Origin of the sequence: Streptomyces aurantiacus JA 4570, assembly GCF_000414115.1 — a bacterium.
Classification (GTDB): domain Bacteria; phylum Actinomycetota; class Actinomycetes; order Streptomycetales; family Streptomycetaceae; genus Streptomyces; species Streptomyces aurantiacus_A.
In genome coordinates this window covers 1-21,770 of the sequence record NZ_AOPZ01000274.1, presented here as the reverse complement: position 1 = coordinate 21,770, position 21,770 = coordinate 1, and the positions used below count along the sequence as shown (strand labels likewise).

The 21,770-nt window shown below is 73.4% G+C and carries 16 protein-coding genes and 1 pseudogene; 10 read left to right on the top strand and 7 right to left on the bottom strand.

Annotated elements, in window-relative coordinates:
- Positions 1-5: 5 nt before the first annotated feature.
- Positions 6-3,155 carry an alpha-N-acetylglucosaminidase gene (locus tag STRAU_RS24865; protein WP_037661705.1) on the top strand — a complete coding sequence of 1,050 codons (3,150 nt, stop codon included), beginning with the start codon at positions 6-8 and terminating at the stop codon, positions 3,153-3,155.
- Between the two features lie 80 nt (positions 3,156-3,235).
- On the opposite strand, the gene STRAU_RS24860 is transcribed toward STRAU_RS24865, so the two are convergent.
- From STRAU_RS24860 to STRAU_RS24850, 3 genes are all read right to left on the bottom strand, one after another.
- On the bottom strand, positions 3,236-5,188 hold the full coding sequence (locus STRAU_RS24860; protein WP_016643148.1) for a hypothetical protein: 1,953 nt from the start codon (positions 5,186-5,188) through the stop codon (positions 3,236-3,238).
- A gap of 94 nt (positions 5,189-5,282) precedes the next feature.
- A complete protein-coding gene (locus STRAU_RS24855; protein WP_016643147.1) occupies positions 5,283-5,804 on the bottom strand; it encodes a tetratricopeptide repeat protein in 522 nt (173 codons plus the stop codon).
- 49 nt (positions 5,805-5,853) lie between these two features.
- Positions 5,854-6,228: a MerR family transcriptional regulator gene (locus tag STRAU_RS24850; protein WP_016643146.1), complete on the bottom strand. Its 375-nt coding sequence runs from the start codon at positions 6,226-6,228 to the stop codon at positions 5,854-5,856.
- Between the two features lie 134 nt (positions 6,229-6,362).
- On the opposite strand from STRAU_RS24850, the gene STRAU_RS24845 reads away from it, so the two are divergent.
- The 3 genes and pseudogenes from STRAU_RS24845 to STRAU_RS24835 all read left to right on the top strand — a co-directional run bounded on the left by STRAU_RS24845 (position 6,363) and on the right by STRAU_RS24835 (position 9,158).
- Complete coding sequence (locus tag STRAU_RS24845) at positions 6,363-7,283, top strand: metal-dependent hydrolase (RefSeq protein ID WP_016643144.1); 921 nt, start codon at positions 6,363-6,365, stop codon at positions 7,281-7,283.
- Between the two features lies 1 nt (position 7,284).
- Positions 7,285-8,379, top strand: a complete 1,095-nt coding sequence (locus STRAU_RS24840) for a PDR/VanB family oxidoreductase (protein WP_016643143.1) — start codon at positions 7,285-7,287, stop codon at positions 8,377-8,379.
- Between the two features lie 82 nt (positions 8,380-8,461).
- Positions 8,462-9,158, top strand: a pseudogene (locus STRAU_RS24835) (TetR/AcrR family transcriptional regulator).
- A gap of 14 nt (positions 9,159-9,172) precedes the next feature.
- Here STRAU_RS24835 and STRAU_RS41655 read toward each other — a convergent pair.
- Positions 9,173-9,307 (bottom strand): hypothetical protein, encoded by a 135-nt coding sequence (locus STRAU_RS41655; RefSeq protein WP_016643140.1) that lies wholly within the window; start codon positions 9,305-9,307, stop codon positions 9,173-9,175.
- Positions 9,308-9,353: 46 nt separating this feature from the next.
- On the bottom strand, positions 9,354-11,099 hold the full coding sequence (locus STRAU_RS24830) for a fused response regulator/phosphatase (protein ID WP_016643138.1): 1,746 nt from the start codon (positions 11,097-11,099) through the stop codon (positions 9,354-9,356).
- Positions 11,100-11,404: 305 nt separating this feature from the next.
- Between STRAU_RS24830 and STRAU_RS24825 the strand changes: the two genes are divergently transcribed.
- From STRAU_RS24825 to STRAU_RS24815, 3 genes are all read left to right on the top strand, one after another.
- Positions 11,405-13,219 (top strand): glycoside hydrolase family 13 protein, encoded by a 1,815-nt coding sequence (locus STRAU_RS24825; RefSeq protein ID WP_016643137.1) that lies wholly within the window; start codon positions 11,405-11,407, stop codon positions 13,217-13,219.
- A gap of 25 nt (positions 13,220-13,244) precedes the next feature.
- A complete protein-coding gene (locus STRAU_RS24820; RefSeq protein WP_016643136.1) occupies positions 13,245-14,285 on the top strand; it encodes a LacI family DNA-binding transcriptional regulator in 1,041 nt (346 codons plus the stop codon).
- A gap of 115 nt (positions 14,286-14,400) precedes the next feature.
- Entirely contained in the window at positions 14,401-15,288 is an 888-nt protein-coding gene (locus STRAU_RS24815; protein ID WP_016643135.1) for a phosphatase PAP2 family protein, read from the top strand.
- On the opposite strand, the gene STRAU_RS24810 is transcribed toward STRAU_RS24815, so the two are convergent.
- On the bottom strand, positions 15,239-18,241 hold the full coding sequence (locus STRAU_RS24810; RefSeq protein ID WP_016643134.1) for a bifunctional [glutamine synthetase] adenylyltransferase/[glutamine synthetase]-adenylyl-L-tyrosine phosphorylase: 3,003 nt from the start codon (positions 18,239-18,241) through the stop codon (positions 15,239-15,241). The genes STRAU_RS24815 and STRAU_RS24810 overlap by 50 nt on opposite strands.
- Before the next feature lie 118 nt (positions 18,242-18,359).
- Here STRAU_RS24810 and STRAU_RS24805 point away from each other — a divergent pair, with 118 nt between their 5' ends.
- The gene (locus STRAU_RS24805; RefSeq protein WP_016643132.1) at positions 18,360-18,872 is read left to right on the top strand and encodes a pyridoxamine 5'-phosphate oxidase family protein; all 513 of its coding nucleotides are present in this window, start codon (positions 18,360-18,362) and stop codon (positions 18,870-18,872) included.
- A gap of 53 nt (positions 18,873-18,925) precedes the next feature.
- A complete protein-coding gene (locus STRAU_RS24800; protein ID WP_016643133.1) occupies positions 18,926-19,354 on the top strand; it encodes a VOC family protein in 429 nt (142 codons plus the stop codon).
- A 166-nt stretch (positions 19,355-19,520) separates the two neighbouring features.
- Here the strand turns inward: STRAU_RS24800 and STRAU_RS24795 are convergent, their stop codons facing one another.
- The gene (locus tag STRAU_RS24795) at positions 19,521-20,882 is read right to left on the bottom strand and encodes a glutamine synthetase family protein (RefSeq protein ID WP_037661699.1); all 1,362 of its coding nucleotides are present in this window, start codon (positions 20,880-20,882) and stop codon (positions 19,521-19,523) included.
- A gap of 233 nt (positions 20,883-21,115) precedes the next feature.
- Here STRAU_RS24795 and STRAU_RS24790 point away from each other — a divergent pair.
- The coding region (locus tag STRAU_RS24790) for a globin domain-containing protein (RefSeq protein ID WP_037661698.1) at positions 21,116-21,770 on the top strand (655 nt) is incomplete at its 3' end.

Here is a 21,770-nt window from a genome sequence, read left to right as displayed (position 1 = left end):
TACACATGTCCGGACTGTCACCGTCGCGACGCTCCGTGCTCGGAACCGCCGGTGCCATCGGCCTCGCGGGTGTCGGGGGCCTGGGTGCCGTCACCGGCACCCCGCTCCCGGCCCGCGCGGCCGAGGGACCCGCCGAGGGCCCCGCCCTCGATACGGATTCCGCGCGCTCCGTGCTCAATCGGCAACTCCCGCACCACGCGGACCAGTTCAGACTGAGACTCGTCCCGGCTCGAAACGGCCGGGACCGCTTCCGCGTGACCGGCACCTCGGGGCGCATCGAGGTGTCCGGCACCACTCCCGCGGTGCTGCTCACGGGAGTCCACTGGTATCTGAAGTACGTGTGCGGCGCGCACATCGCCTGGAACGGCAGCCAGCTCGACCTGCCGCGCCGCCTGCCCGCGCCGTCGCGCCCGCTGGAGCGCTCGACCGCGCTCCCCCACCGGTTCGCCCTCAACGACACCAACGACGGCTACACCGCCCCGTACGCCGACTGGCCGTACTGGGAGCGCATGATCGACGTCCTGGCGCTGCACGGCTGCAACGAAGTCCTGGTCATCGCGGGCACGGAGGCCGTGTACCACCGCGTCCTGAAGGACTTCCACTACACGGACGCGGAGTCCCGCGCCTGGCTGCCCGCGCCCTCGCACCAGCCGTGGTGGCTCCTTCAGAACCTGTCCGGGTACGGCGGCCCGCTCTCGCCCGAGATCATCGACCGGCGCGTGGAGCTGGGGCGGAAGATCGTGGCCCGGCTGCGCGAGCTGGGCATGGCCCCCGTGTTCCCCGGCTACTACGGCCACGTCCCGGACGGCTTCGTGGCGCGGAACGGCGGTGACGCGCGCGTCGTGCCGCAGGGCATCTGGCACGGCTTCAAGCGCCCCGACTGGCTGGACCCGCGCACCGACGCCTTCGCGCGGGTGGCCGAGTCCTTCTACCGCCACCAGAGCGAACTCTTCGGCGCGGCACGGCACTTCAAGATGGACCTGCTGCACGAGGGCGGCACCGCGGGCGACGTGCCCGTGCCGGACGCCGCGCGCAGCGTGGAGCGCGCGCTCCAGAAGGCGCACGCGGGCGCGACCTGGGTGATCCTCGGCTGGCAGGAGAACCCGCTGCCCGCGCTCCTCGACGCCATCGACAAGAAGAAGATGCTGATAGTCGACGGTGTGTCCGACCGCTACCAGAGCGTCACCGACCGCGAGAAGGACTGGGGCGGCACGCCCTACGCCTTCGGCACCATCCCCAACTTCGGCGGCCGCTCCACGATCGGCGCCCGCACCCACCTCTGGCAGGAGAAGTTCTTCGCCTGGCGCGACAAGGAGAACAGCGCGCTCGCGGGCACGGCGTATCTGCCCGAGGCCACCGACCGCGACCCGGCGGCCTTCGAGCTGTTCTCCGAACTGGCGTGGATGGACGACGAGGTGGACCGGGCCGACTGGTTCTCCGCGTACGCCGACTTCCGCTACGGCGGCCGCGACCGGGACGCCCGCGCCGCCTGGCGCGCCCTGCACGACACCGCGTACCAGCACAGGGCCGTCGAGCGCAGCGACCCGCACGACTCCCTGTTCGCCGCGCGCCCCGACCTCGCCGCGAACCGCGCCGCCGAGTACGCGCCGCGCGCCCTCACCTACGACCCCGGCCGCTTCGACGCGGCCCTCAGCGGACTGCTCGGCGTCGCGGGCGGACTGCGGCGCAGCGCGGCCTACAAGCACGATCTCGTCGATGTGGCCCGGCAGGCCCTGGCCCACCGCAGCCGCCAGCTCCTGCCGCAGCTCAAGACGGCGTACGAGCGCAAGGACCAGGACACCTTCCGCGCCCTGTCGAACCTGTGGCTGCGCCTGATGCGGCTCTCCGACGACGTCACGGGCACGCACCCGGCGTTCCTGCTCGGCCCCTGGATCGAGGACGCGCGCCGCCTGGCCACCAACGACACCGAGCGCGTCGAGTTCGAGCGCACGGCGAAGGTCCTCATCACGGTGTGGGGCGACCGGCCCACGTCGGACCCCGGCAATCTGCACGACTACGGCAACCGCGAATGGCACGGCCTGACGTCGGACTTCTATCTGCCGCGCTGGCAGAAGTGGCTCGACGAACTGGCCGACGCGCTGGCCGCCGGGCGCGCCCCCACGCCCGTGGACTGGTTCGGGGCGGTCGAGGAGCCCTGGACGCGCGAGCGCAAGGACTATCCGCTGCGGCCCGTCGCCGACCCCTACCGCACCGCGTCCCGCGTACGTGACGTGCTCGCCCGCGCGCCCTACCAGGGCTCCCTTGAGGTCACCGCCGAGCCGCCCGCGTTCCCGCCCGGCGGGCACGCGCGCGTGGAGGCGCTGTTCCGCAACGTCAACGGGCTGCGTGCCACCGGCCGCGTCGACTTCACGCTCACCGGAATCGACGCCGAGCCCGAGGGGCCGACGTCGCTGCCCCGCGTCCCCGCGGCGGGCACCGGCACCGTGGCCTGGCGGGCGAACGCCCCCGACACCCCGCTCGACCGGCCGCTGCGACCGCTGCCGTACACGCTCACCGCGCTCTACGGCCCGCAGGGCGAGAAGCGGGTGCGGGCCGTGCACGAGGGCACGCTGTTCGTGGCGGGGCCGGTCTCGGCGGCGTGGAAGACGTACGCCACCACCAACAACACTGCCGTCTTCGGGGAGTTCGACGGGCGGTACGCCATCGACGGCGCGGGCGCGGATCTGTGGCGGGGCACCACGGAGTTCGGCGCCCTCTACCGGCCGGGGGCGCTGCGCGACGGGGTGTCCGTCACCCTCCGCGTCGACGCCCAGGCGAACACCGGCCCCTGGGCCCGCGCGGGGATCATCGCCCGCAACTCCCTCGCCACGCCCGGCTCCCCGGGCTTCCTCAACCTTGCCGTCACGCCCGCCAACGGGGTCGTGCTCTCCTACGACACGACCGGGGACGGGACGCTGGACACGTACAAGCGGATCACCGGGGTGAAGGCGCCGGTGCTGCTGCGGCTTTCGCGGGCGGGTGGCACGTTCACCGGTGCTCTGTCCACCGACGGCGGGGGCACGTGGCGGACGGTCGCCACGGTGCCCGTGGCGGGGGTGGCCGATGCCCAGGATGTGGGGCTGTTCATGACGGCGACGAATGGGGGTGGCGGGGCGCGGGGGACGGTGGAGTTCAGCGGGTGGGTGCTGGGCTGAGGTCGCGGGCCCTGCGGGGCTTTCCCCAGTCCCGCCCCTTGAGCCCCCTGGTTACGGGAAGGGGCGGGACTGGGGAAGGCTCAGCGCAGCGTCCGGACCTTCGTGCCGTTCCGGAGGTGGCCCGTCACCCTCGGACGGGCCCCTTGCTCGCTGCGTACGGCAAGCGTGTTGCCGGACCCCCGCTCACCCCCGGCCACAGAGACCGAGGACACGTCCTTGCTGCCCCCGGCGAGGAGGTACCAGCTCCCGGCAGGGGACTTCCACAGGACTCCGGCCAGCACCGAGGGCTGCCGTACTCCACAAGCCGCACCCCCCTCCGCCTTGGCGGCGACGGCCCCGGCCCGGGCCCCGGGGGCGACGAACTGGGCGAGCACCCGCTCCCCGCCGCCCCGCCACGTCTCGGCCCGCGTGCACACCCACGCGGCGCTCCCGCTCCCGTCGGGCAGGTCCTGGCGGGCGTACGCCCAGGTGTTCACGGCCCGCACCCCGTGCGACCGGGCCGCGGTGAGGGAACACGCGGTGCGCGACCAGTCCTTGGCCGCGGCCTCGCGGGGCGCGTCCGGCCGGCCGGCGGTGAGGTGGGCGGGCGTGAGCTCGCCGAGGTCGGTGGTGAGCCGCGCCGCGCCGGAGTGGTCGCGCAGCTGGAGGGCGTTCCAGGAGCGGCACTCGCGGGCGAGCGCGGGGCTGGCGAAGGGGTCGGTGACCCCGGCGGCGGTGCGCCGCAGCGCCGCCGCCTCGCCGCCGGGCTTCAACAGGTCCCGCACGGCGGCGGTCCGCACCCAAGGGGCCGTCAGATAGCGCACGTTGCCGTCGGCGCGGCCGACCACGACGGCCCCGGCGTCGGCGGCGTCCGCCCCGTCGACCCGCGCGAAGTCGAGCGCGGCGCCGCCGGTCCCTTCCCGCGGCTCGGCGTACCGCACGACGCGCATGCCGTCGTACAGAAGCACCACGCGTGCCCCGTCGACGGGCCCCGCGAACAGCAGTTGTGCGGGTCCGGGCGGCGCTCCCGACGCGGTGCCGGGCGTGGCGGAGACCTGCACGGACTTGCCGGGCCGCGCCCAAACGGCGAGCGCGCGCCGCAACAGCGGCCGGTCGTCGGTGAGTTCGCCGCGCGCGGGCCACACGGAGAAGTCGGTGCGCGCGGACTGCTTCCAGGCGGTGGGCGCGGCCTTCGTCAGCCGGCCGGGGTCGAGCGCGGCCTCGGCGGCGGGGTTCTTCGCGTACGGGGGCGCGGCGGCGCCGTCCGGGCCCCAGCCGTCGCCGGGCATGCCGAGCAGCGCCCCGCACACGAGCGCGGCGACGGCGGCGACGCCCGCGGCCTTCAGGTGCTGGCGGCGCCGCATCAGGTCGGTGGGCCGGGCCTGCAGGGAGCACGGGTCGAACTCGGGGGATTCGAGGAGCGCGGCCGTGCTCCTGCCGTCGGCCGCCGCCCCGACGTCGGCGAGCGCGGCGTCGATGGCGTCGGCCTCCGTGCCTTCGGGGCCTTCGGTGTCGACGCCGATGGTGTCGAGGACGCGCCGCACCTCGTCGTCCGTGAGCCGTTCGAGCCCGCGCAGCACGTACGCGGCGCGGGCGGGCCCGGACAGCGCGGCGAGCCGCTGGTCCAGGGCGAGTTCGTCGGCGCCGCCGGAGCGCGGGAACAGCCGCAGCCCCCACACCTGGGGGAGCAGCGGCGGCAGTTGGGCCCGCTTGGGCCAGGCGGCCCGGCGCAGCGGAAGACCGGCGTCGAGGGCGGCGCGCAGGACCTGGCAGCGTACGTAGGCATAGCCGGGGTCGGTGCCGCGGCCCGTGGGCCTGCGCTGGTCGGGGACGGCCGGGGCGGTGGCGCGGCCGCGTGGCAGGGCCCGCTGGACCAGGGCGTGGGCGCTCAGGACGCGGCGGTTGCGGCCGAGGCCGGGCGGCAGCACCAGGTAGGCGAGGCGGACCAGGCGCGGGTAGTGCTCGACGAGGGCGGCCTCGGCCTGCTCCACGTCGACGACGGTGGTGGCGGAGCCGTGCGGCGCGGCGGCTTTCGTGGACTGCGATGACGACACGTTCAGCAGAACGAGCGAATCGTCCGGCGGTCACTTCACGCTGGTGGGCGCACCGGCTCCGCCGGGGTCACGCGGGCTGTCCGGCTTGTCCGGGCTATTCGGGCTGTCCGGGTTCGGTGAGCTCGCGCGCGTAGTTCGCCATCGAGCGCTGGTAGCGCGGGAGATGGCGGGCGAGCGCGCCGACCGCGATGCCGACGCCTTCGCGGGCGCGGCCCGCGTCGGCGAGGCAGAGGGCGAGCACGGCGCGCACGGCGTCGTCCAACTCGTCGGGGTCCGCGTCGAGTTCGGGGGTGAGCAGGGCGATGCCCTCCTCCACGCGGCCGGTGTTCCGCAGGGAGCTGGAGAGTTGGATGACGGTGCGGCGCCGCCGGTAGCCGGTGAGGCCGCGGGCCAGGGCTTCCTGGTAGAGGGGGACCGCCTTGTCCGAGTGGCCGGTGGAGTCGTAGGCGCAGGCGCGCTCGAACGGTGCGACGGGGCTGTCCGCCGGGAGTTCGTCGGCCAACTCGCCGATGAGTGCCCGGAATTCCTCGGCCTGTTCCTCGCCGTAGGTGTCGAAGGTGGCCCACGCGGCGGCTATGCGCTGTTCCCAGGCTTCATTGTGCTCGCTCATCGGCATACCTTCGCACGGGCCCCGAGAGGGCGGTGCCGAATATTGGGGCCGGCGGCTAATGGGGGCGGCAGGGCCGACCCGTCCGCCAGCTCTCGGTGGCGTTGCTGATGACGGACTCCAGCCTGCCCCGCGTGCTCACCAGGTCGGTGATCCGGCGGTTGATGCGGTCCCGTTCGGCCGCGAGTCGGTCGAGCAGCTCCGGTGTGGCCTCGCCGCTCACGACGCACGGCATCAGCTCCAGGATCGACTTGCTCGACAGCCCGGCGGCGTACAACTGCTGGATCAGCTCGACGCGGTCGACCGCGCCGTCGGGGTAGTGCCGCTGGCCGCTGGGGCTGCGTTCCGGGGCGAGCAGCCGCTGTTCCTCGTAATAGCGCAGCGCCCGCACGCTGACGCCGGTCCTGGTGGCGAGTTCGCCGATGCGCACCATGCCCTCCCAGCTTCTGCCTGTGACGTCAACGTCAGGTTTCAGCGTAATCCGCGCCCCTCACAGGGGCCGTCGGGGCCCGGAAAAACCTCCGCACACACCTGTACCCGCGCACTACCCATCAGTACATTGACGCCATGTCTAATACGAAGGCCCGGCTCCCGCAGCCCGTTGCCTCCGAGCACATACCGCTCAAGGCCCGCAACGTCTCCTTCTCCTGGGAGAGCACCCCGCTCCACTGGCTCCCGGGGGACCCCTTCACCACGCACACCATCAACGTCCTGCACCTCCTCCTCCCCGCCGGCGAACGCTGGTTCGTGCACGTCTACAAGCAGGTACTGCCGCACATCCGCGACGAGCGGCTGCGCGAGGACGTCATCGGGTTCATCGGCCAGGAGGCCATGCACTCCCAGGCCCACGACGAAGTCCTCCCGCACCTGCGGGAGCAGGGCCTGGACCCCACCCCGTACACCGCACAGGTCGACTGGCTCTTCGAGAAGCTGCTCGGCGACCGCACCCTGCCGCCGGGCAGGGCCCGCCACTGGTGGCTGATGGAGCGCGTCGCGCTGATCGCGGCGATCGAGCACTACACCGCCTTCCTGGGCGACTGGGTGCTCAACGCCCAGGAGCTGGACCGGCGGGGCGCCGATCCGACGATGCTCGACCTGCTGCGCTGGCACGGCGCCGAGGAGGTCGAGCACCGCTCGGTCGCCTTCGACCTGTTCACGCACGTCGACGGCGGCTACCGGCGGCGCGTGCGCACCTGGGCCACCGCCTTCACCGCGCTGGTGTTCCTGTGGCAGCGCGGCGCCCGGTTCTTCATGGAGAACGACCCGACGCTCACCGACGGCAAGGCGTCCTTCCGGGACTTCCGCCGCAGTGGCCGCGCGGGCACCCTGCCCACCACGAGCGACATGATCCGCTCCATCCCGCGCTACCTCAGCCGCGCCTACCACCCCTCCCAGGAGGGCAGCACGGAGCAGGCCGTCGCCTACCTCGCCTCGTCCCCCGCGGCCACCGCCGCCGAGGCCCGGGCGCACACGAACGGGGCCGCCTGACATGCCGCTGCCCCTGCGCGCCGCGCGCACCGCGCTTCTCGTCACCGGCGCCGCGCTGCTCACCCGCCGCGCCCTGCGCCGCCGCATCGACGCCTCCCCGCTCTGGCCGCTGCCCGCCCTGGAGGAACCAATCTCCGGGCAGCCGCGCTCGCGCGCGCTCACGCTGCGCGTCGCCCGGCACGAGCGCGTCGCGGAGGGCGTCGTACAACTGCGCCTCGAAGGCGGCCACTTGGCCGCTCTGCCCGCCTGGGAGCCCGGCGCACACCTGGACCTCGTCCTGCCGTCGGGGCGCGTACGGCAGTACTCGCTGTGCGGGGACCCCGAGGACACGTCCTCGTACACCGTCGCCACCCGGCTCATCGGCCCCGACGAGGGCGGCCGCGGCGGGTCCCGCGAGGTGCACGAAGCGCTGCGCGAGGGCGCGGAGGTGGAGGTGCGCGGGCCGCGCAACCGCTTCCCGCTCCTCGACGACACGGCGTCGTACGTCTTCGTCGCGGGCGGGATCGGGATCACGCCGATCCTGGCCATGGTGCGGGCCGCGGACGCGGCGGGCGCCGACTGGCGGCTGCTGTACTGCGGGCGGTCCCGCGCCTCCATGCCCTTCCTGGAGGAACTGGAGAAGCTGGGCGGGGCCGAGGGGCGGGTGAGCGTCGTCGCCGAGGACGTGAGCGGGCGGCCGGACGTGGGCGCCTTTCTCCGCGAGGGGGCCCAGGGCGGTGCCGGTGTGTACGTGTGCGGGCCCGAGGGGCTCATGGACGCCGTCGCCGGGGCGCTGCCCGAGGGCTGCTCGCTGCATCTGGAACGGTTCGCGCCCGCCGCCTCCGCCGGCGGCGGGTCCGCCTTCGAGGTCGAACTGCGGCGCAGCGGCCGTACGGTGTCCGTCGGGGCGGACACCACGGTGCTCGCCGCCGTCCGCGCCGAACTCCCCGACGTCCCGTACTCCTGCGAGCAGGGCTTCTGCGGGACCTGCCAACACCGCGTCCTGGAGGGCGAGATCGACCACCGCGACGAGCTGCTGACCGACGGCGAGCGCGGCGACTCGATGCTGATCTGCGTGTCGCGGGCGCGGGGTACCCGGCTCGTCCTCGACCTGTAGCGGCGCGGGTGCGGGCGGCCGCGGCGAACAGGCGGAGCGGGGGCGTCCGTTCACGGCCGGATCGGATCGGTAGAGTGTTCGCATGACTACCGGGATGCGCCGCAGAATGGGCGTCGAGGAGCGGCGGCAGCAGCTCATCGGGGTCGCGCTCGAGCTGTTCAGCCATCGCTCCCCCGACGACGTCTCGATCGACGAGATAGCGTCGGCCGCGGGCATCTCACGCCCGCTCGTGTACCACTACTTCCCCGGCAAACTCAGCCTGTACGAGGCGGCGCTCAAGCGGGCCGCCGACGAGCTGGCCGAGCGGTTCGTGGAGCCGCACGAAGGACCCCTCGGCGCGCGACTGCTGCGGGTGACCGGGCGTTTCCTCGGCTTCGTCGACGAGCACGGGCCCGGCTTCTCCGCGCTGATGCGCGGCGGTCCCGCGGTGTCCGCGGGCGGAGCCTGCTCAAGGGACACGGTCTCCACGACGAACGCGCTCATCGACTCGGTGCGGCAGGCCGCGTACGTCCAGATCCTCGCGCACCTGGGCGTCACCGCGCCGCCCGCCCGGCTCGAACTGGTCGTGCGCTCCTGGATCTCGCTCGCCGAGTCCACGGCGCTCATCTGGCTGGACGGCCGCCGCATTCCGCGCGCCGAGCTGGAGCTCCAACTCGTCCAACGACGACGAGATGGCGCTCCTGCTCGGCCGCATCCTCGCGGACGAGCCGTCCGACGGGCCGTTCGCGGACCTGCTCGGCCGGCTGTCCGCGCTGGCGCCGGCGGCGGTGCTGCCGTAGGGCGTCCGCGTGCGTCAGGCTCCCGCCGCCTTGCGGTAGGAGGCGTCCAGGTCGCGCACCTCCGCCGAGATGTGCGGCGTGAGCCCCTCGACCTGCTGCACATGGCGGCGTACGAGCGCCGTCGCGGCCGCCGTCTCCTCGACGAGCACCGGGTGCAGCGCCAGCGCGAAGCCGCGCCGACCCGTCGGACACGCCCTAGGCGTCCTCGGCGGAGGCGGTCAGGCCCAGGGCCAGCAGCGCGATGTCGTCGTCCCGTTCGCGGCCGAAGCACTCCAGGAGTGTGTCGCACAGGGGCGTGACGCCGGCCGGGGCCGCTGCCGCGGCGACCCGCAACTGCTCCATCGACACGGCGAGGTCCGTGCCGCGCGTCTCGATCAGCCCGTCGGTGACCATCAGCAGGCGGTCCGTGGGGGCGAGGCGGATCTCCGCGGGCGGCGGGCGGTCCAGGCCGAGGCCGAGCAGCGGGCCGCTCGCCCCGACGTACGCGGCCGTGCCCGCGGCGCCCACGACGAGCGGCGGGATGTGGCCCGCGTTGGCGACGCGGACGACGCCCGAGGGCGGGTCGACGAGGGCCAGGCACATCGTGGCCGTGACGTCGGGGTGGTAGTGCTGGAGCATCCGGTCGAGGCGGGCGGCCAGGCGGCCGGGGTCGGGGTCCTCGATGCAGTACGCCCGCAGGGCGTGGCGCAGCTCCACCATCACCGTGGCCGCTTCCAGCGAGTGGCCCACGACGTCGCCGATGCCGGTGAGCGCCCCCGCGGACGTGGGCAGCGCGGCGTAGAAGTCGCCGCCGATCTCGGCCTGCCGGGACGCCGGTTCGTAGCGGACGACGATCTCCGTGCCCGGCAGGTAGGGCAGGGCGCTCGGCAGGAAGCTGTGCTGGAGCGTGAGGGCGACGTGCCGCTCCTTCTCGTACATCAGCAGCCGCTCCGCGACCCGGGCGGTGGCGTGCGCGAGGCGGCCGAGGTCGGCGGCGGAGTCCTCCGCGTACGCGGCGGTGGCCAGGCATACCGGCGCGAGGTCGTCCCGGGTGCGGGCCAGCGCGAGCAGCGCCCCCTCCGCCGGGCCGGGCAGCACGGTCCCGCCGTCCGCCGGACCTTGCACCGGCACGCCGCCCGCGGCCTCCTGCCCCCGATCCCCGTTCGGGTCGGACGGGCACCGCGCCATCCCCACGAACCCCAGGGGCCACAGCGGCCCTCGCACGGTCGTGGTGTGCACGCCGGTCCTGCCGGACATCAGGCGCCACATCAGGTGCGCCACGCTGTCCAGCGCGTCCGGTTCCGGCAGCGTCGCGGGCAGCCTGCGGTGGGAGCGGCCGCAGTGGATCTCGCCCTCCTCGCCCAGGACGAAGGCCGCGGCGGGGGCTCCGCTGAGGGCCGCCGCGTCGGCGGCCGCGGCGTCGACCAGTTCGCGGACGCAGCCGGCGGACTGCACGTCGAGGACGGCCTCCGCGAGGCGGCTGAGGCGGCCGGCCCGGGTCTGCGCGTCGCTGCGGTGCCGGGCGCCGCGCGCGGCGGCGCGGACCACGGCCTCGATCTCCTCCGGCTCGGCGGGCACGGTCAGATACGCCTCGCCGCCCGCGTCGAGGCCGCGGCAGCGGTCCACGGAGCCGTGCGCGGCGGCGGAGAAGTGGACGACGGGCAGGGCGGCGGTCGTCGGGGACTCCTTCAGGCGGCGGCACAGGTCGTAGCCGCTCATGTCGGGCAGGCCGACGTCGACGAGGGCCACGTCGGGCAGTTCGCCCGCGCGCAGCCGCACGTGCAGCTCGGTCAGTGCCTCGCCCGCGCTGCCCGCCAGCACGACGCGGTGACCGGCGCGGCGCAGCACGGCGCCCAGCGCGTACCGGTTCGCGGGCACGTCGTCGACGACCAGGACCGTGGTGACACCCGGCCCGGCCTCCCCTGCCGCGTCTGCTGCGTCTTTGTTGTCCCTGACGCCCACGTGGACTGCCCCCAGGACCTGCGGACGGAACGAGCCCCCTCGGGCTCGCGCGTCCACGCTAGCGTCCTGACACACCCCCTGGGAGTGCCTGGCCGGGGTACGACCTGGAACGGTGGAGATCACCCGACCGTCCCCCTGCCGGCGCGGGGTTGCCGCTAGGATCCGCCCTTTCCGGGCGGGGTCCGGCCGGCCGTTCGTGACCTCCGCCGCGCGCCGGACGTTCACTCCAGTGCCCGGCTCCCCCCGCCTCCCCCGGCGCGACACTGTGGAGGCAGCAGCAAAACCCCCTATCGGCAAGGGACTTCATGACGCAGCACACCACGGACGTCACCACCGACCGCCACGAGGACAACGAGGGCAGCGAAGGCAGCGAGGCCAGTACCGCCCCCACCGGCTCCGCCGCCACGCGCGCCGACTGGTGGCGCGACGCCGTCATCTACCAGGTCTATCCGCGCAGCTTCGCCGACTCCGACGGCGACGGCATGGGCGACCTGCCGGGCGTCACGGCCCGGCTGCCGTATCTGCGGCGGCTCGGCGTGGACGCCGTCTGGCTCTCGCCGTTCTACGCCTCGCCGCAGGCCGACGCCGGCTACGACGTCGCCGACTACCGCGTGGTCGACCCGGTGTTCGGCACCCTCGCCGACGCCGACGACCTGGTACGCCGGGCGCACGGGCTCGGCCTGCGGGTGATCGTCGACATCGTGCCCAACCACTGCTCGGAGCAGCACGCGTGGTTCCGGCGGGCGCTGGCCGAGGGCCCGGCGTCGGCGCTGCGGGAGCGCTTCCACTTCCACCCCGGCCGGGGCCCGCGCGGCGAACTGCCGCCCAACGACTGGGAGTCCGTCTTCGGCGGCCCGGCCTGGACCCGCACCACGAACCCGGACGGCACGCCCGGCGACTGGTATCTGCACCTGTTCGCGCCCGAGCAGCCCGACTTCGACTGGCAACACCCGGCGGTGCACGAGGAGTTCCGGTCCATCCTGCGCTTCTGGCTCGACCTCGGTGTCGACGGCTTCCGCATCGACGTGGCGCACGGCCTGATCAAGGCGGCGGGACTGCCGGACGTCGGCCACCCCGAGCAGGTCAAGCTGCTCGGCTCCGCGCCCGTGCCGTACTTCGACCAGGACGGCGTGCACGAGATCTACCGCGAGTGGCGCGCGCTCCTCGACTCCTACGACGGCGAGCGCATCGCCGTCGCCGAGGCGTGGACGCCGACGGTGGAGCGCAGCGCGCTGTATCTGCGCCCGGACGAACTGCACCAGGCGTTCAACTTCACCTATCTGATGACGGGCTGGGACGCGGCCGCGCTGCGTGCCGTCATCGACCGCTCGCTGGACGCCATGAACACCGTGGCCGCGCCCGCGACCTGGGTGCTCTCCAACCACGACGTGGTGCGGCACGCCACGCGCCTCGCCGGCGGCGCCCCGGACGCCGACGCCGGTCAGGGCCTGCGCCGGGCGCGCGCGGCGACGCTCCTGATGCTGGCGCTGCCCGGCTCGGCGTACCTCTACCAGGGCGAGGAGCTGGGCCTGCCCGAGGTGACGGACCTGCCCGACGAGGTGCGCCAGGACCCGGCGTTCTTCCGGGGCCCGGGGCCGGACGGTTCGGGGCAGCAGGGGTCGGGGCAGGAGGGCACGCGTGACGGGTGCCGGGTGCCGCTGCCGTGGTCCGGTACGCGGCCGCCGTTCGGGTTCGGGCCCGTCGAGGGCGGGCCGAGCTGGCTGCCGCAGCCCGCCGGGTGGCGGGACCTGACGGTCGAGGCGCAGGAGGGCGATCCGGCCTCGACACTGGAGCTCTACCGGGCCGCGCTTGCGCTGCGCCGCGCGCATCCGGCGCTGGGCGCGGGCCGGGCGGTGGAGTGGCTCCGGGCACCGGAGGGGGTGCTGGCGTTCCGCAGGACGGCGGAGGGGCCGGGGAGCGCGGGCGGCACGGCCCAGGAGTCCGCCGACGGCCGCTCGCTCGTCGTCACCGTGAACCTCACCGACGCCCCCGTCACCGTCCCCGCCCCCGGCACCCCGCTCCTGTGCAGCCTCAACTCGTCCGCGCCGGGCGCCGACTTGGGCGGGCCCGGCTCCGACGCCGTACTGCCGCCGGATTCAACCGTCTGGTGGGCAGGGTGAGAGACGACCGGTACAGTCCAATCCTGTGACCGCGCGACTGGCCGACATCGCAGCACAGGCGGGGGTCAGCGAGGCGACCGTGAGCCGGGTCCTGAACGGCAAGCCCGGCGTCGCTGCGGCCACCCGCCAGTCCGTGCTCGCCGCACTCGACGTCCTCGGCTACGAGCGTCCGGTGCGGCTGCGCCGCCGCAGCGCGGGCCTGGTCGGCCTGATCACGCCGGAGCTGGAGAACCCGATATTCCCCGCCCTGGCGCAGGTGATCGGCCAAGCCCTCACCCGGCAGGGGTATACGCCGGTGCTCGCCACCCAGACGCCCGGCGGCTCCACCGAGGACGAGCTGACCGAGATGCTGGTGGACCGCGGCGTCGCGGGCATCATCTTCGTCTCGGGCCTGCACGCGGACACCACCGCCGACACCGGGCGCTACGAGCAGCTGCGCGCGCAGGGCGTGCCGTTCGTCCTCGTGGACGGCTTCTCGCCGAAGGTGCAGGCGCCGTTCATCTCGCCGGACGACCGCGCGGCGATGCGTCTCGCGGTCACGCATCTGACCTCCCTCGGGCACACCCGGATCGGTCTCGCGCTCGGTCCGCGGCGCTTCGTCCCCGTACAGCGGAAGATCGAGGGCTTCACGCGCACGATGGGCGAGCGGTTCGCGCTGGGGCCCGAGGAGATCGAGGCGGATCTCGTCCAGCACTCGCTGTACACGCTCGAGGGCGGACAGGCAGCGGCGGCCGCGCTCATGGAGCGTGGCTGCACGGCGGTGGTGTGCGCCAGCGACATGATGGCGCTCGGCGCGATCCGGGCGGCGCGCGAGCGGGGCCTGGAGGTGCCGGACGACGTCTCGGTCGTCGGTTTCGACGACTCGGTCCTCGTCGCCTTCACCGATCCACCGCTGACGACGATCCGCAAGCCGGTGCCGGCCATGGGCCAGGCCGCGGTGCGCACGCTCCTGGAGGAGATCGGCGGGACGCCCGCGCCGCACAGCGAATTCGTCTTCATGCCGGAACTGGTGGTCAGGGGCTCCACGGCCTCCTGCCCCCCGGCCAGGGCCCTGAGGGAGCCCTGAGAGGCCCCTGAGGCGTCCGCCGGAAGTGCCTCGTCCCTGGGGCGTAGGGAATGCGGGAGGAACCCAACCGGGGGATGATCTGAAGAGCGGTGGGCATCTGGCAGACTCTGTCCCTATGGGTGAGATGACTGTGACGACACTGGAAGGCCGACAGAGGCCCACCACCACATCACCCATCGCGGGCGCGGAAGATGACCGCAATGGGCGGAATCTCCTGCGCCGGCTGCGCACTCCCCGGCGACCCAGGCTGTGGTTCGAGATCCTGCTGATCGCGGTGAGTTACTGGACGTACTCACTGATCCGCAACGCCGTTCCGGAGCAGAAGGCGGCCGCGCTGCGCAACGCCGACTGGATCTGGGACGTGGAGCAGCACCTCGGCATCGCCGTCGAGCGCTCCGTCAACCACGCCGTGGATTCGGTGACATGGCTCATCGTCGGCATGAACTACTACTACGCGACGCTGCACTTCATCGTGACCCTCGGCGTCCTGGTCTGGCTGTACCGCTGCCATCCCGGGCGGTACGCGGCCACGCGTCTGGTGCTCTTCGCGACCACCGCGGTCGCCCTGCTCGGTTACTACCTGTATCCGCTCGCGCCGCCGCGCCTGGTGCCCGGCGGGGACTTCATCGACACGGTCGTGGTCCACAACACATGGGGCTCGATGGCCTCCGGCGACCTGAAGAACATGTCGAACCAGTACGCGGCCATGCCGTCGATGCACATCGGCTGGTCCCTGTGGTGCGGCCTGACGATCTTCGCGCTCGCGTCGGTGCCGTGGGTGAAGGTCCTCGGCCTGCTGTATCCGACGGCGACGCTGATCGTGATCGTGGCCACCGCCAACCACTTCTGGCTGGACGCGGTGGGCGGCATGATCTGCCTGGCGTTCGGCTACACGGTGGCGCGGCTCTGGTACGGCAAGCTGCCGTACCAATTGCCCCAGCTGGTGCCGGAATCTACGCCCCGTAGAACTTCTCCTCGACGACCGCGCGAGCCCGCCGCGTGATCCGCCGGTAGTCGTCCAGCATCAGGCCCACAGTGCCCGCGTCGTACCCCAGGTAACGCCCCACGGCGGCCAGCTCACGCCCGTCCGACGGGAAGGTGTCGCCCGCCCGTCCGCGCACCAGCATCACCGCGTTGCGCACCCGGGTGGCGAGCACCCAGGCGTCGTCGAGGATCGCCGCGTCCTCCGCCGAGAGCAGCTGAGCCGCGCACGCCGCGTGCAGGGCCTCGCGGGTGCGGGTGGTGCGCAGGCCGGGCTCGGCCCAGCCGTGCTGGAGCTGCAGGAGCTGGACGGTCCACTCGACGTCGGAGAGCCCGCCGCGGCCGAGCTTCGTGTGCAGGGTGGGGTCGGCGCCGCGCGGCAGCCGCTCGGACTCCATGCGGGCCTTCAGGCGGCGGATCTCGCGGACCGCGTCCTCGCCGAGGCCCTCGGCGGGGTAGCGCAGCGGATCCGCGAGCTCCATGAACGCCCGGCCGAGTTCCGCGTCGCCCGCGACCGGCTCGGCCCGAAGGAGCGCGTGCGACTCCCAGACCAGGGACCAGCGGCGGTAGTACGCCTCGTAGGACTTCAGGGTGCGCACCAGCGGGCCGGTCTTGCCCTCGGGGCGCAGATCCGCGTCGATCAGCAAGGGCGGGTCGGCGCTCGGCAGTTGCAGCAGCCTGCGCATCTCGGCGACGACCTGGTTGGCCGCCTTCGCCGCCTCCTGGTCGTCGACGCCCTCGCGCGGCTCGTGCACGAACAGCACGTCCGCGTCCGAGCCGTAGCCCAGCTCCCGGCCCCCGAACCGGCCCATGCCGATCACCGCGAACCGGGTGGGCAGTTCGTCGCCCCAGCCCGCGCGGACGACGGCACGCAGCGTGCCCCCGATGGTCGCGGCCGTCAGGTCGGACACCGCGAGGCCCACGCGGTCCACCAGGGCGCCCACGTCCGTCTCGACGGGGCTCTCCTCGGTGCCGTACGAGGCGATGATGTCGGCGGCCGCCGTGCGGAACAGTTCGCGCCGCCGCACCCCGCGCGCCGCCGTGACCGCCTGTTCGGCGCCGTCCGCGCGGCTGACGGCGGCCATCACCTCCTGCTCCAGGTGGCCGCGTGCGCGCGGTTCGAGGCCGCGTTCGTCGCCGAGCAGCGCGACCGCCTCGGGGGCGCGCAGGAGCAGGTCGGGGGCGAGCCGGCCGGCCGAGAGGACCCGGGCCAGGTTCTCCGCGGCGGCGCCCTCGTCGCGCAGGAGCCGCAGGTACCAGGGTGTCTTGCCGAGCGCGTCGGACACCTTGCGGAAGCCGAGGAGGCCCGCGTCGGGGTCGGCGGAGTCCGCGAACCAGCCGAGCAGGACGGGCAGCAGGGTGCGCTGGATGGCGGCCTTGCGGGTCACGCCGGAGGCCAGCGCCTCCAGGTGGCGCAGGGCCGCGGCGGGGTCGGCGTACCCCAGGGCCACGAGGCGCTCGCGCGCGGCCTCCGTGCTGAGCCTGCTCTCGCCGGGGGCGAGCTGGGCGACGGCGTCGAGCAGCGGGCGGTAGAAGAGCTTCTCGTGCAGGCGGCGGACGACCGACGTGTGCCGTTTCCAGGCGCGGGCGAGGTCGGTGAGCGGTTCGGTGCGCATGCCGAGCGAGCGGCCGATGCGGCGCAGGTCGGCGTCTTCGTCGGGCAGCAGGTGGGTGCGGCGCAGCCGGTAGAGCTGGATGCGGTGTTCCAGGGAGCGCAGGAAGCGGTAGGCGTCGTCGAGCTGGGTGGCGTCCACGCGGCCCACGTAGCCGCCCGCGGCGAGCGCGGCCAGGGCGTCGAGGGTGGTGCCGCTGCGCAGTGAGGCGTCCGCGCGGCCGTGCACCAACTGCAGGAGCTGGACGGCGAATTCGACGTCGCGCAGGCCGCCGGGGCCGAGCTTCAGTTCGCGGTCCACCTCGCCCGCGGGGATGTTCTCGACGACACGGCGGCGCATCTTCTGCACGTCGGGCACGAAGTTCTCGCGCTCGGCGGCCTGCCACACCAGGGGCGCGACGGCGGCGGCGTACTCCTCGCCCAGTTCGACGTCACCCGCGACCGGCCGGGCCTTGAGCAGCGCCTGGAACTCCCAGGTCTTCGCCCAGCGCTGGTAGTACGCGAGGTGGCTGGAGAGGGTCCGCACCAGCGGGCCGTTCCTGCCCTCGGGCCGCAGGTTGGCGTCGACCGGCCAGATGGCGCCCTCGACGGTCGTCTCGGAGCAGATCCGCATCAGGTGCGAGGCGAGCCGGGTCGCGGCCCGCAGCGCCTTGTCCTCGTCGGCGCCCTCGACCGCCTCGCCCACGAAGATCACGTCGACGTCGGAGACGTAGTTGAGTTCGTGGCCGCCGCACTTGCCCATCGCGATCACCGCGAGGCGGCACTGCGCGGCGTCCGCGGGCGCGGCCCGGCGGGCCATGGCGAGCGCGGCGCGCAGCGTGGCCGTGGCCAGGTCGGCGAGTTCGGCGGCGGCCTCGGCGACGTCGGTGGTGCCGCACACGTCGCGGGCGGCGATGGACAGCAGGCAGCGGCGGTAGGCGACGCGCAGCGAGACGGGGTCGGTGGCCTCGGCGAGGCCGCGCTCGAACTCCTCGACGCCCGGGTGCAGATCGGCGGCCTCGTACGTGACCAGGGCCCGCCAGTCGCCGGGGTGCCGGGCCAGGTGGTCGGCGAGGGCCTCGGAGGCGCCGAGGACGCCGAGCAGCCGGTCGCGCAGGGGCTTGGCGCTGATCAGGGTGTCGAGCAGCTCGCGGCGCGCGGTCTCGGCGTGGTCGGCGGGTTGCGCCTCGGCGAGCCGAACCAGGCCGAGCAGTGCCAGGTCCGGGTCGGCGGTGGCGCCGAGGGCGTCCAGGAGCACCGGGTCGGTGCGGACGGCGGCCAGCTCGGACGCGGCGAGGAGCCGTTCGGCGGTGGACGGGTCGGTGAACCCGTGCCGCAGCAGCCGCGTGAACGTACTGCTCCTGCGCCCCTGCGGCACCGTCATCCCCGCGCCTTTCGCTCGTGCGTTCCTGGGCCGAGCCTACCCAGAGCGGGTGCGATGAGTTCTGCGCGCGTGCGCGGTCTCCACTGGGACAGGAGCATGGAGAGCAGGAGGCGACATCATGCCCAGCCAGGAACCCCGCACCGACGTCGACGCCCGCTACAGCAGCGAGGGGGCCGCGGCGACGCCCTGGCCGCAGGCCCGGGACGCGCTCGCGGCGGCCGAGCTGTTCTGGATCTCGACGGTACGTCCCGACGGGCGCCCGCACGTCACGCCGCTGAGCGCCCTGTGGCAAGGGGGCGCCCTGTACTTCTCCACCGGCCCCGCCGAGCGCAAGGCCCTCAACCTCCAGACCAACCCCGAGGTCGTCCTGACGACCGGCGCCAACCTCTGGGACAAGGGCCTCGACGTGGTCGTCGAGGGCACGGCGGTCCGGGTCACGGACGACGCGCGGCTGCGGGAGCTCGCGGCGGCCTGGGAGGAGAAGTACGGCGGCTTCTTCCACTACGACGTGGGGGACGGCTGCTTCCAGCACGCGTCGGGGCAGGCGTATGTGTTCGCGGTGGCGCCCCGGACGGCCTTCGGGTTCGCCAAGGGCGAGCCGTTCAGCCAGACGCGGTACCGCTTCGGCTGAGGCGCCTGTGCCGTCCCCGGGACAGGGCGCCCGATCGCTGCTGTACTCGTCGCATGGAATACACACTCGAAGTGATCGGCGTGCCCGTCAGCGACCTGGACCGGGCCAAGGAGTTCTACGAGTCCAAGTGCGGCTTCCACGTCGACCTCGACGGGGACGTCATGCCGGGCGTGCGCCTCATCCAGCTCACGCCGCCCGGATCCGGCTGTTCGATCATGCTCAGCATCGGCATCTGGGAGACCAGCCCGGGCCCCACCCCCGAGCCCGGCTCGCTCCAGGGCCTCCAGCTCTGCGTCCCCGACATCAAGCAGGCCCACGCCGAACTGACGGCCCGCGGCCTGGACGTCTCCGAGCCGGTCCAGTACGCGGAGCAGGACGGCGCGACGTTCATGTACTTCACGGACCCTGACGGCAACGGCTGGTCCGTCCAGGAGTACCGGGTCCGGGCGGGGACGCCGCTGCGGGAGGCGATTGGCCCCTGACCGGGGCGCGGGGCTCGGGTCGGGCCCCGAAGGGGCGCGGGGAGGGGCGCGGGGAACTGCGCGCTCAGCCACGACAAAGCCGCAGACGCGTCTGCTCATGACTCGGCAGACGCGTCTGCGGCTTTTCTTTGGTTGCTCGCGCAGTTCCCCGCGCCCCTTACGGGGCCTACAGCACCGGCAAGTTCTTGCGGAGCTCGAAGGCCGTCACCTCGGAGCGGTACTCCTCCCACTCCTGCTTCTTGTTCCGAAGGAAAAAGTCGTACACGTGCTCGCCGAGCGTCTCGGCAACCAGCTCCGACCGCTCCATGAGGGCAATCGCCTCGCCCAGGTTCTGGGGCAGGGGCTCGATGCCCATCGCGCGCCGCTCCGCGTCGGAGAGGGCCCAGACGTCGTCGTCGGCGCCCGGCGGGAGTTCGTAGCCCTCCTCGATGCCCTTGAGGCCGGCGGCGAGGAGCACCGCGTATGCGAGGTAGGGATTCGCGCCCGAGTCGATCGAGCGGACCTCGACGCGCGCCGAACCCGTCTTGCCGGGCTTGTACATGGGCACGCGGATGAGGGCGGAGCGGTTGTTGTGGCCCCAGCAGATGTACGAGGGGGCCTCGCCGCCGGCGCCCGCGGTGCGCTCGGAGCCGCCCCAGATGCGCTTGTAGGAGTTCACCCACTGGTTGGTGACCGCGGAGATCTCCGCGGCGTGCTTGAGCAGGCCCGCGATGAAGGAGCGGCCGACCTTGGAGAGCTGGTACTCGGCGCCGGACTCGTAGAAGGCGTTCCTGTCGCCCTCGAACAACGACAGGTGCGTGTGCATGCCCGAGCCCGGGTGCTCGGAGAACGGCTTCGGCATGAAGGTCGCCTGGACGCCCTGCTCCAGCGCGACCTGCTTCATGACCAGGCGGAACGTCATGATGTTGTCGGCCGTGGAGAGCGCGTCCGCGTACCGGAGGTCGATCTCCTGCTGGCCCGGCGCGCCCTCGTGGTGGCTGAACTCGACCGAGATGCCCATGGATTCGAGCATCGTGATGGCCTGGCGGCGGAAGTCCATGCCCACGTTCTGCGGGGTGTGGTCGAAGTAGCCGGAGTTGTCGGCGGGGACCGGCCGGGAGCCGTCGAGCGGCTTGTCCTTGAGCAGGAAGAACTCGATCTCGGGGTGGGTGTAGAAGGTGAACCCGAGGTCGGAGGTCTTGGCGAGCGCCCGCTTCAGTACATAGCGCGGGTCCGCGAAGGACGGGGAGCCGTCGGGCATGAGGATGTCGCAGAACATCCGGGCCGTGCCCGGGGCCTCGGCGCGCCACGGCAGCACCTGGAAGGTGCCCGGGTCGGGCTTGGCGATCATGTCGGACTCGTAGACCCGGGCGAAGCCCTCGATCGCGGAGCCGTCGAAGCCGATGCCCTCGTCGAAAGCCTGCTCCAGCTCGGCGGGGGCGACCGCGACCGACTTCAGGAAGCCGAGTACGTCCGTGAACCACAGGCGCACGAACCGGATGTCGCGCTCCTCCAGAGTGCGGAGCACGAACTCCTGCTGCTTGTCCATCTCGACTTCCACCCATCCTTGCTGGTCGGAACCGGCTGCTCCCAAGCCACGGGACGTCGCCCCGGCACATGAGCATCCCACCACACGGTTTCACGCGCGTTGCGGCCGCTCCTTGCCCATACTGCACGGTCGCCCGACCTCGGTGACAGCGGCGTCGGCCCGCCCTTTTAAAGTGGTATCTCAGATGCAACTTTAAGACCGGCCGGGGTGCCGGTCCGTCGGGAGGAGCCACTTTGCTGTCCGAGCAGTCCGCCGCCACCGTCCGCGCGACCCTGCCCGCCGTGGGCGGGGCGATCGACGTCATCACCGAGCGCTTCTACGACCGCCTGTTCGCCGCCCGCCCGGAGCTGCTCCGGGACCTCTTCAACCGCGGCAACCAGGCCGCGGGCACCCAGCGGCAGGCGCTCGCCGGGTCGATCGCCGCCTTCGCCGCGTACCTCGTGGAGCACCCCGACGAGCGGCCCGACGCCATGCTGGCCCGCATCGCCCACAAGCACGCCTCACTCGGGGTGGCGCCCGGCCAGTACGAGACGGTCCGCGAGCACCTCTTCGCGGCCATCGCCGAGGTGCTCGGCGACGCTGTCACGCCCGGCGTCGCGGCGGCCTGGGACGAGGTGTACTGGCTGATGGCGAACGCGCTGATCGCGATCGAGGCCCGCCTTTACGCCGAGCGGGGCATCGCGGCGGGCGCGGCGGCCTGGCGGGAGTGGGAGGTGGTGGAGCGCGTCGAGGAGACACCGGACGTCGCCACGTTCCGGCTGCGCCCGGCCGACGGGGCGCCCGCGCCGGCGTTCCGGCCGGGTCAGTACGTCTCCGTCCAGGTCCGGCTGCCGGACGGGGCGCGGCAGATACGGCAGTACAGCCTGTCGGGGGCGCCGGGGGCGGGGG

Bases quoted from the DNA above. Each gene is read 5' to 3' on its own strand.
- STRAU_RS24865 (WP_037661705.1), top strand. From the start codon at position 6: ATGTCCGGACTGTCACCGTCGCGACGCTCCGTGCTCGGAACCGCCGGT.
- STRAU_RS24855 (WP_016643147.1), bottom strand. From the start codon at position 5,804: ATGCCGATGAGCGAGCACAATGAAGCCTGGGAACAGCGCATAGCCGCC.
- STRAU_RS24850 (WP_016643146.1), bottom strand. From the start codon at position 6,228: ATGGTGCGCATCGGCGAACTCGCCACCAGGACCGGCGTCAGCGTGCGG.
- STRAU_RS24845 (WP_016643144.1), top strand. From the start codon at position 6,363: ATGTCTAATACGAAGGCCCGGCTCCCGCAGCCCGTTGCCTCCGAGCAC.
- STRAU_RS24840 (WP_016643143.1), top strand. From the start codon at position 7,285: ATGCCGCTGCCCCTGCGCGCCGCGCGCACCGCGCTTCTCGTCACCGGC.
- STRAU_RS24825 (WP_016643137.1), top strand. From the start codon at position 11,405: ATGACGCAGCACACCACGGACGTCACCACCGACCGCCACGAGGACAAC.
- STRAU_RS24815 (WP_016643135.1), top strand. From the start codon at position 14,401: ATGGGTGAGATGACTGTGACGACACTGGAAGGCCGACAGAGGCCCACC.
- STRAU_RS24810 (WP_016643134.1), bottom strand. From the start codon at position 18,241: ATGACGGTGCCGCAGGGGCGCAGGAGCAGTACGTTCACGCGGCTGCTG.
- STRAU_RS24805 (WP_016643132.1), top strand. From the start codon at position 18,360: ATGCCCAGCCAGGAACCCCGCACCGACGTCGACGCCCGCTACAGCAGC.
- STRAU_RS24800 (WP_016643133.1), top strand. From the start codon at position 18,926: ATGGAATACACACTCGAAGTGATCGGCGTGCCCGTCAGCGACCTGGAC.
- STRAU_RS24795 (WP_037661699.1), bottom strand. From the start codon at position 20,882: ATGGACAAGCAGCAGGAGTTCGTGCTCCGCACTCTGGAGGAGCGCGAC.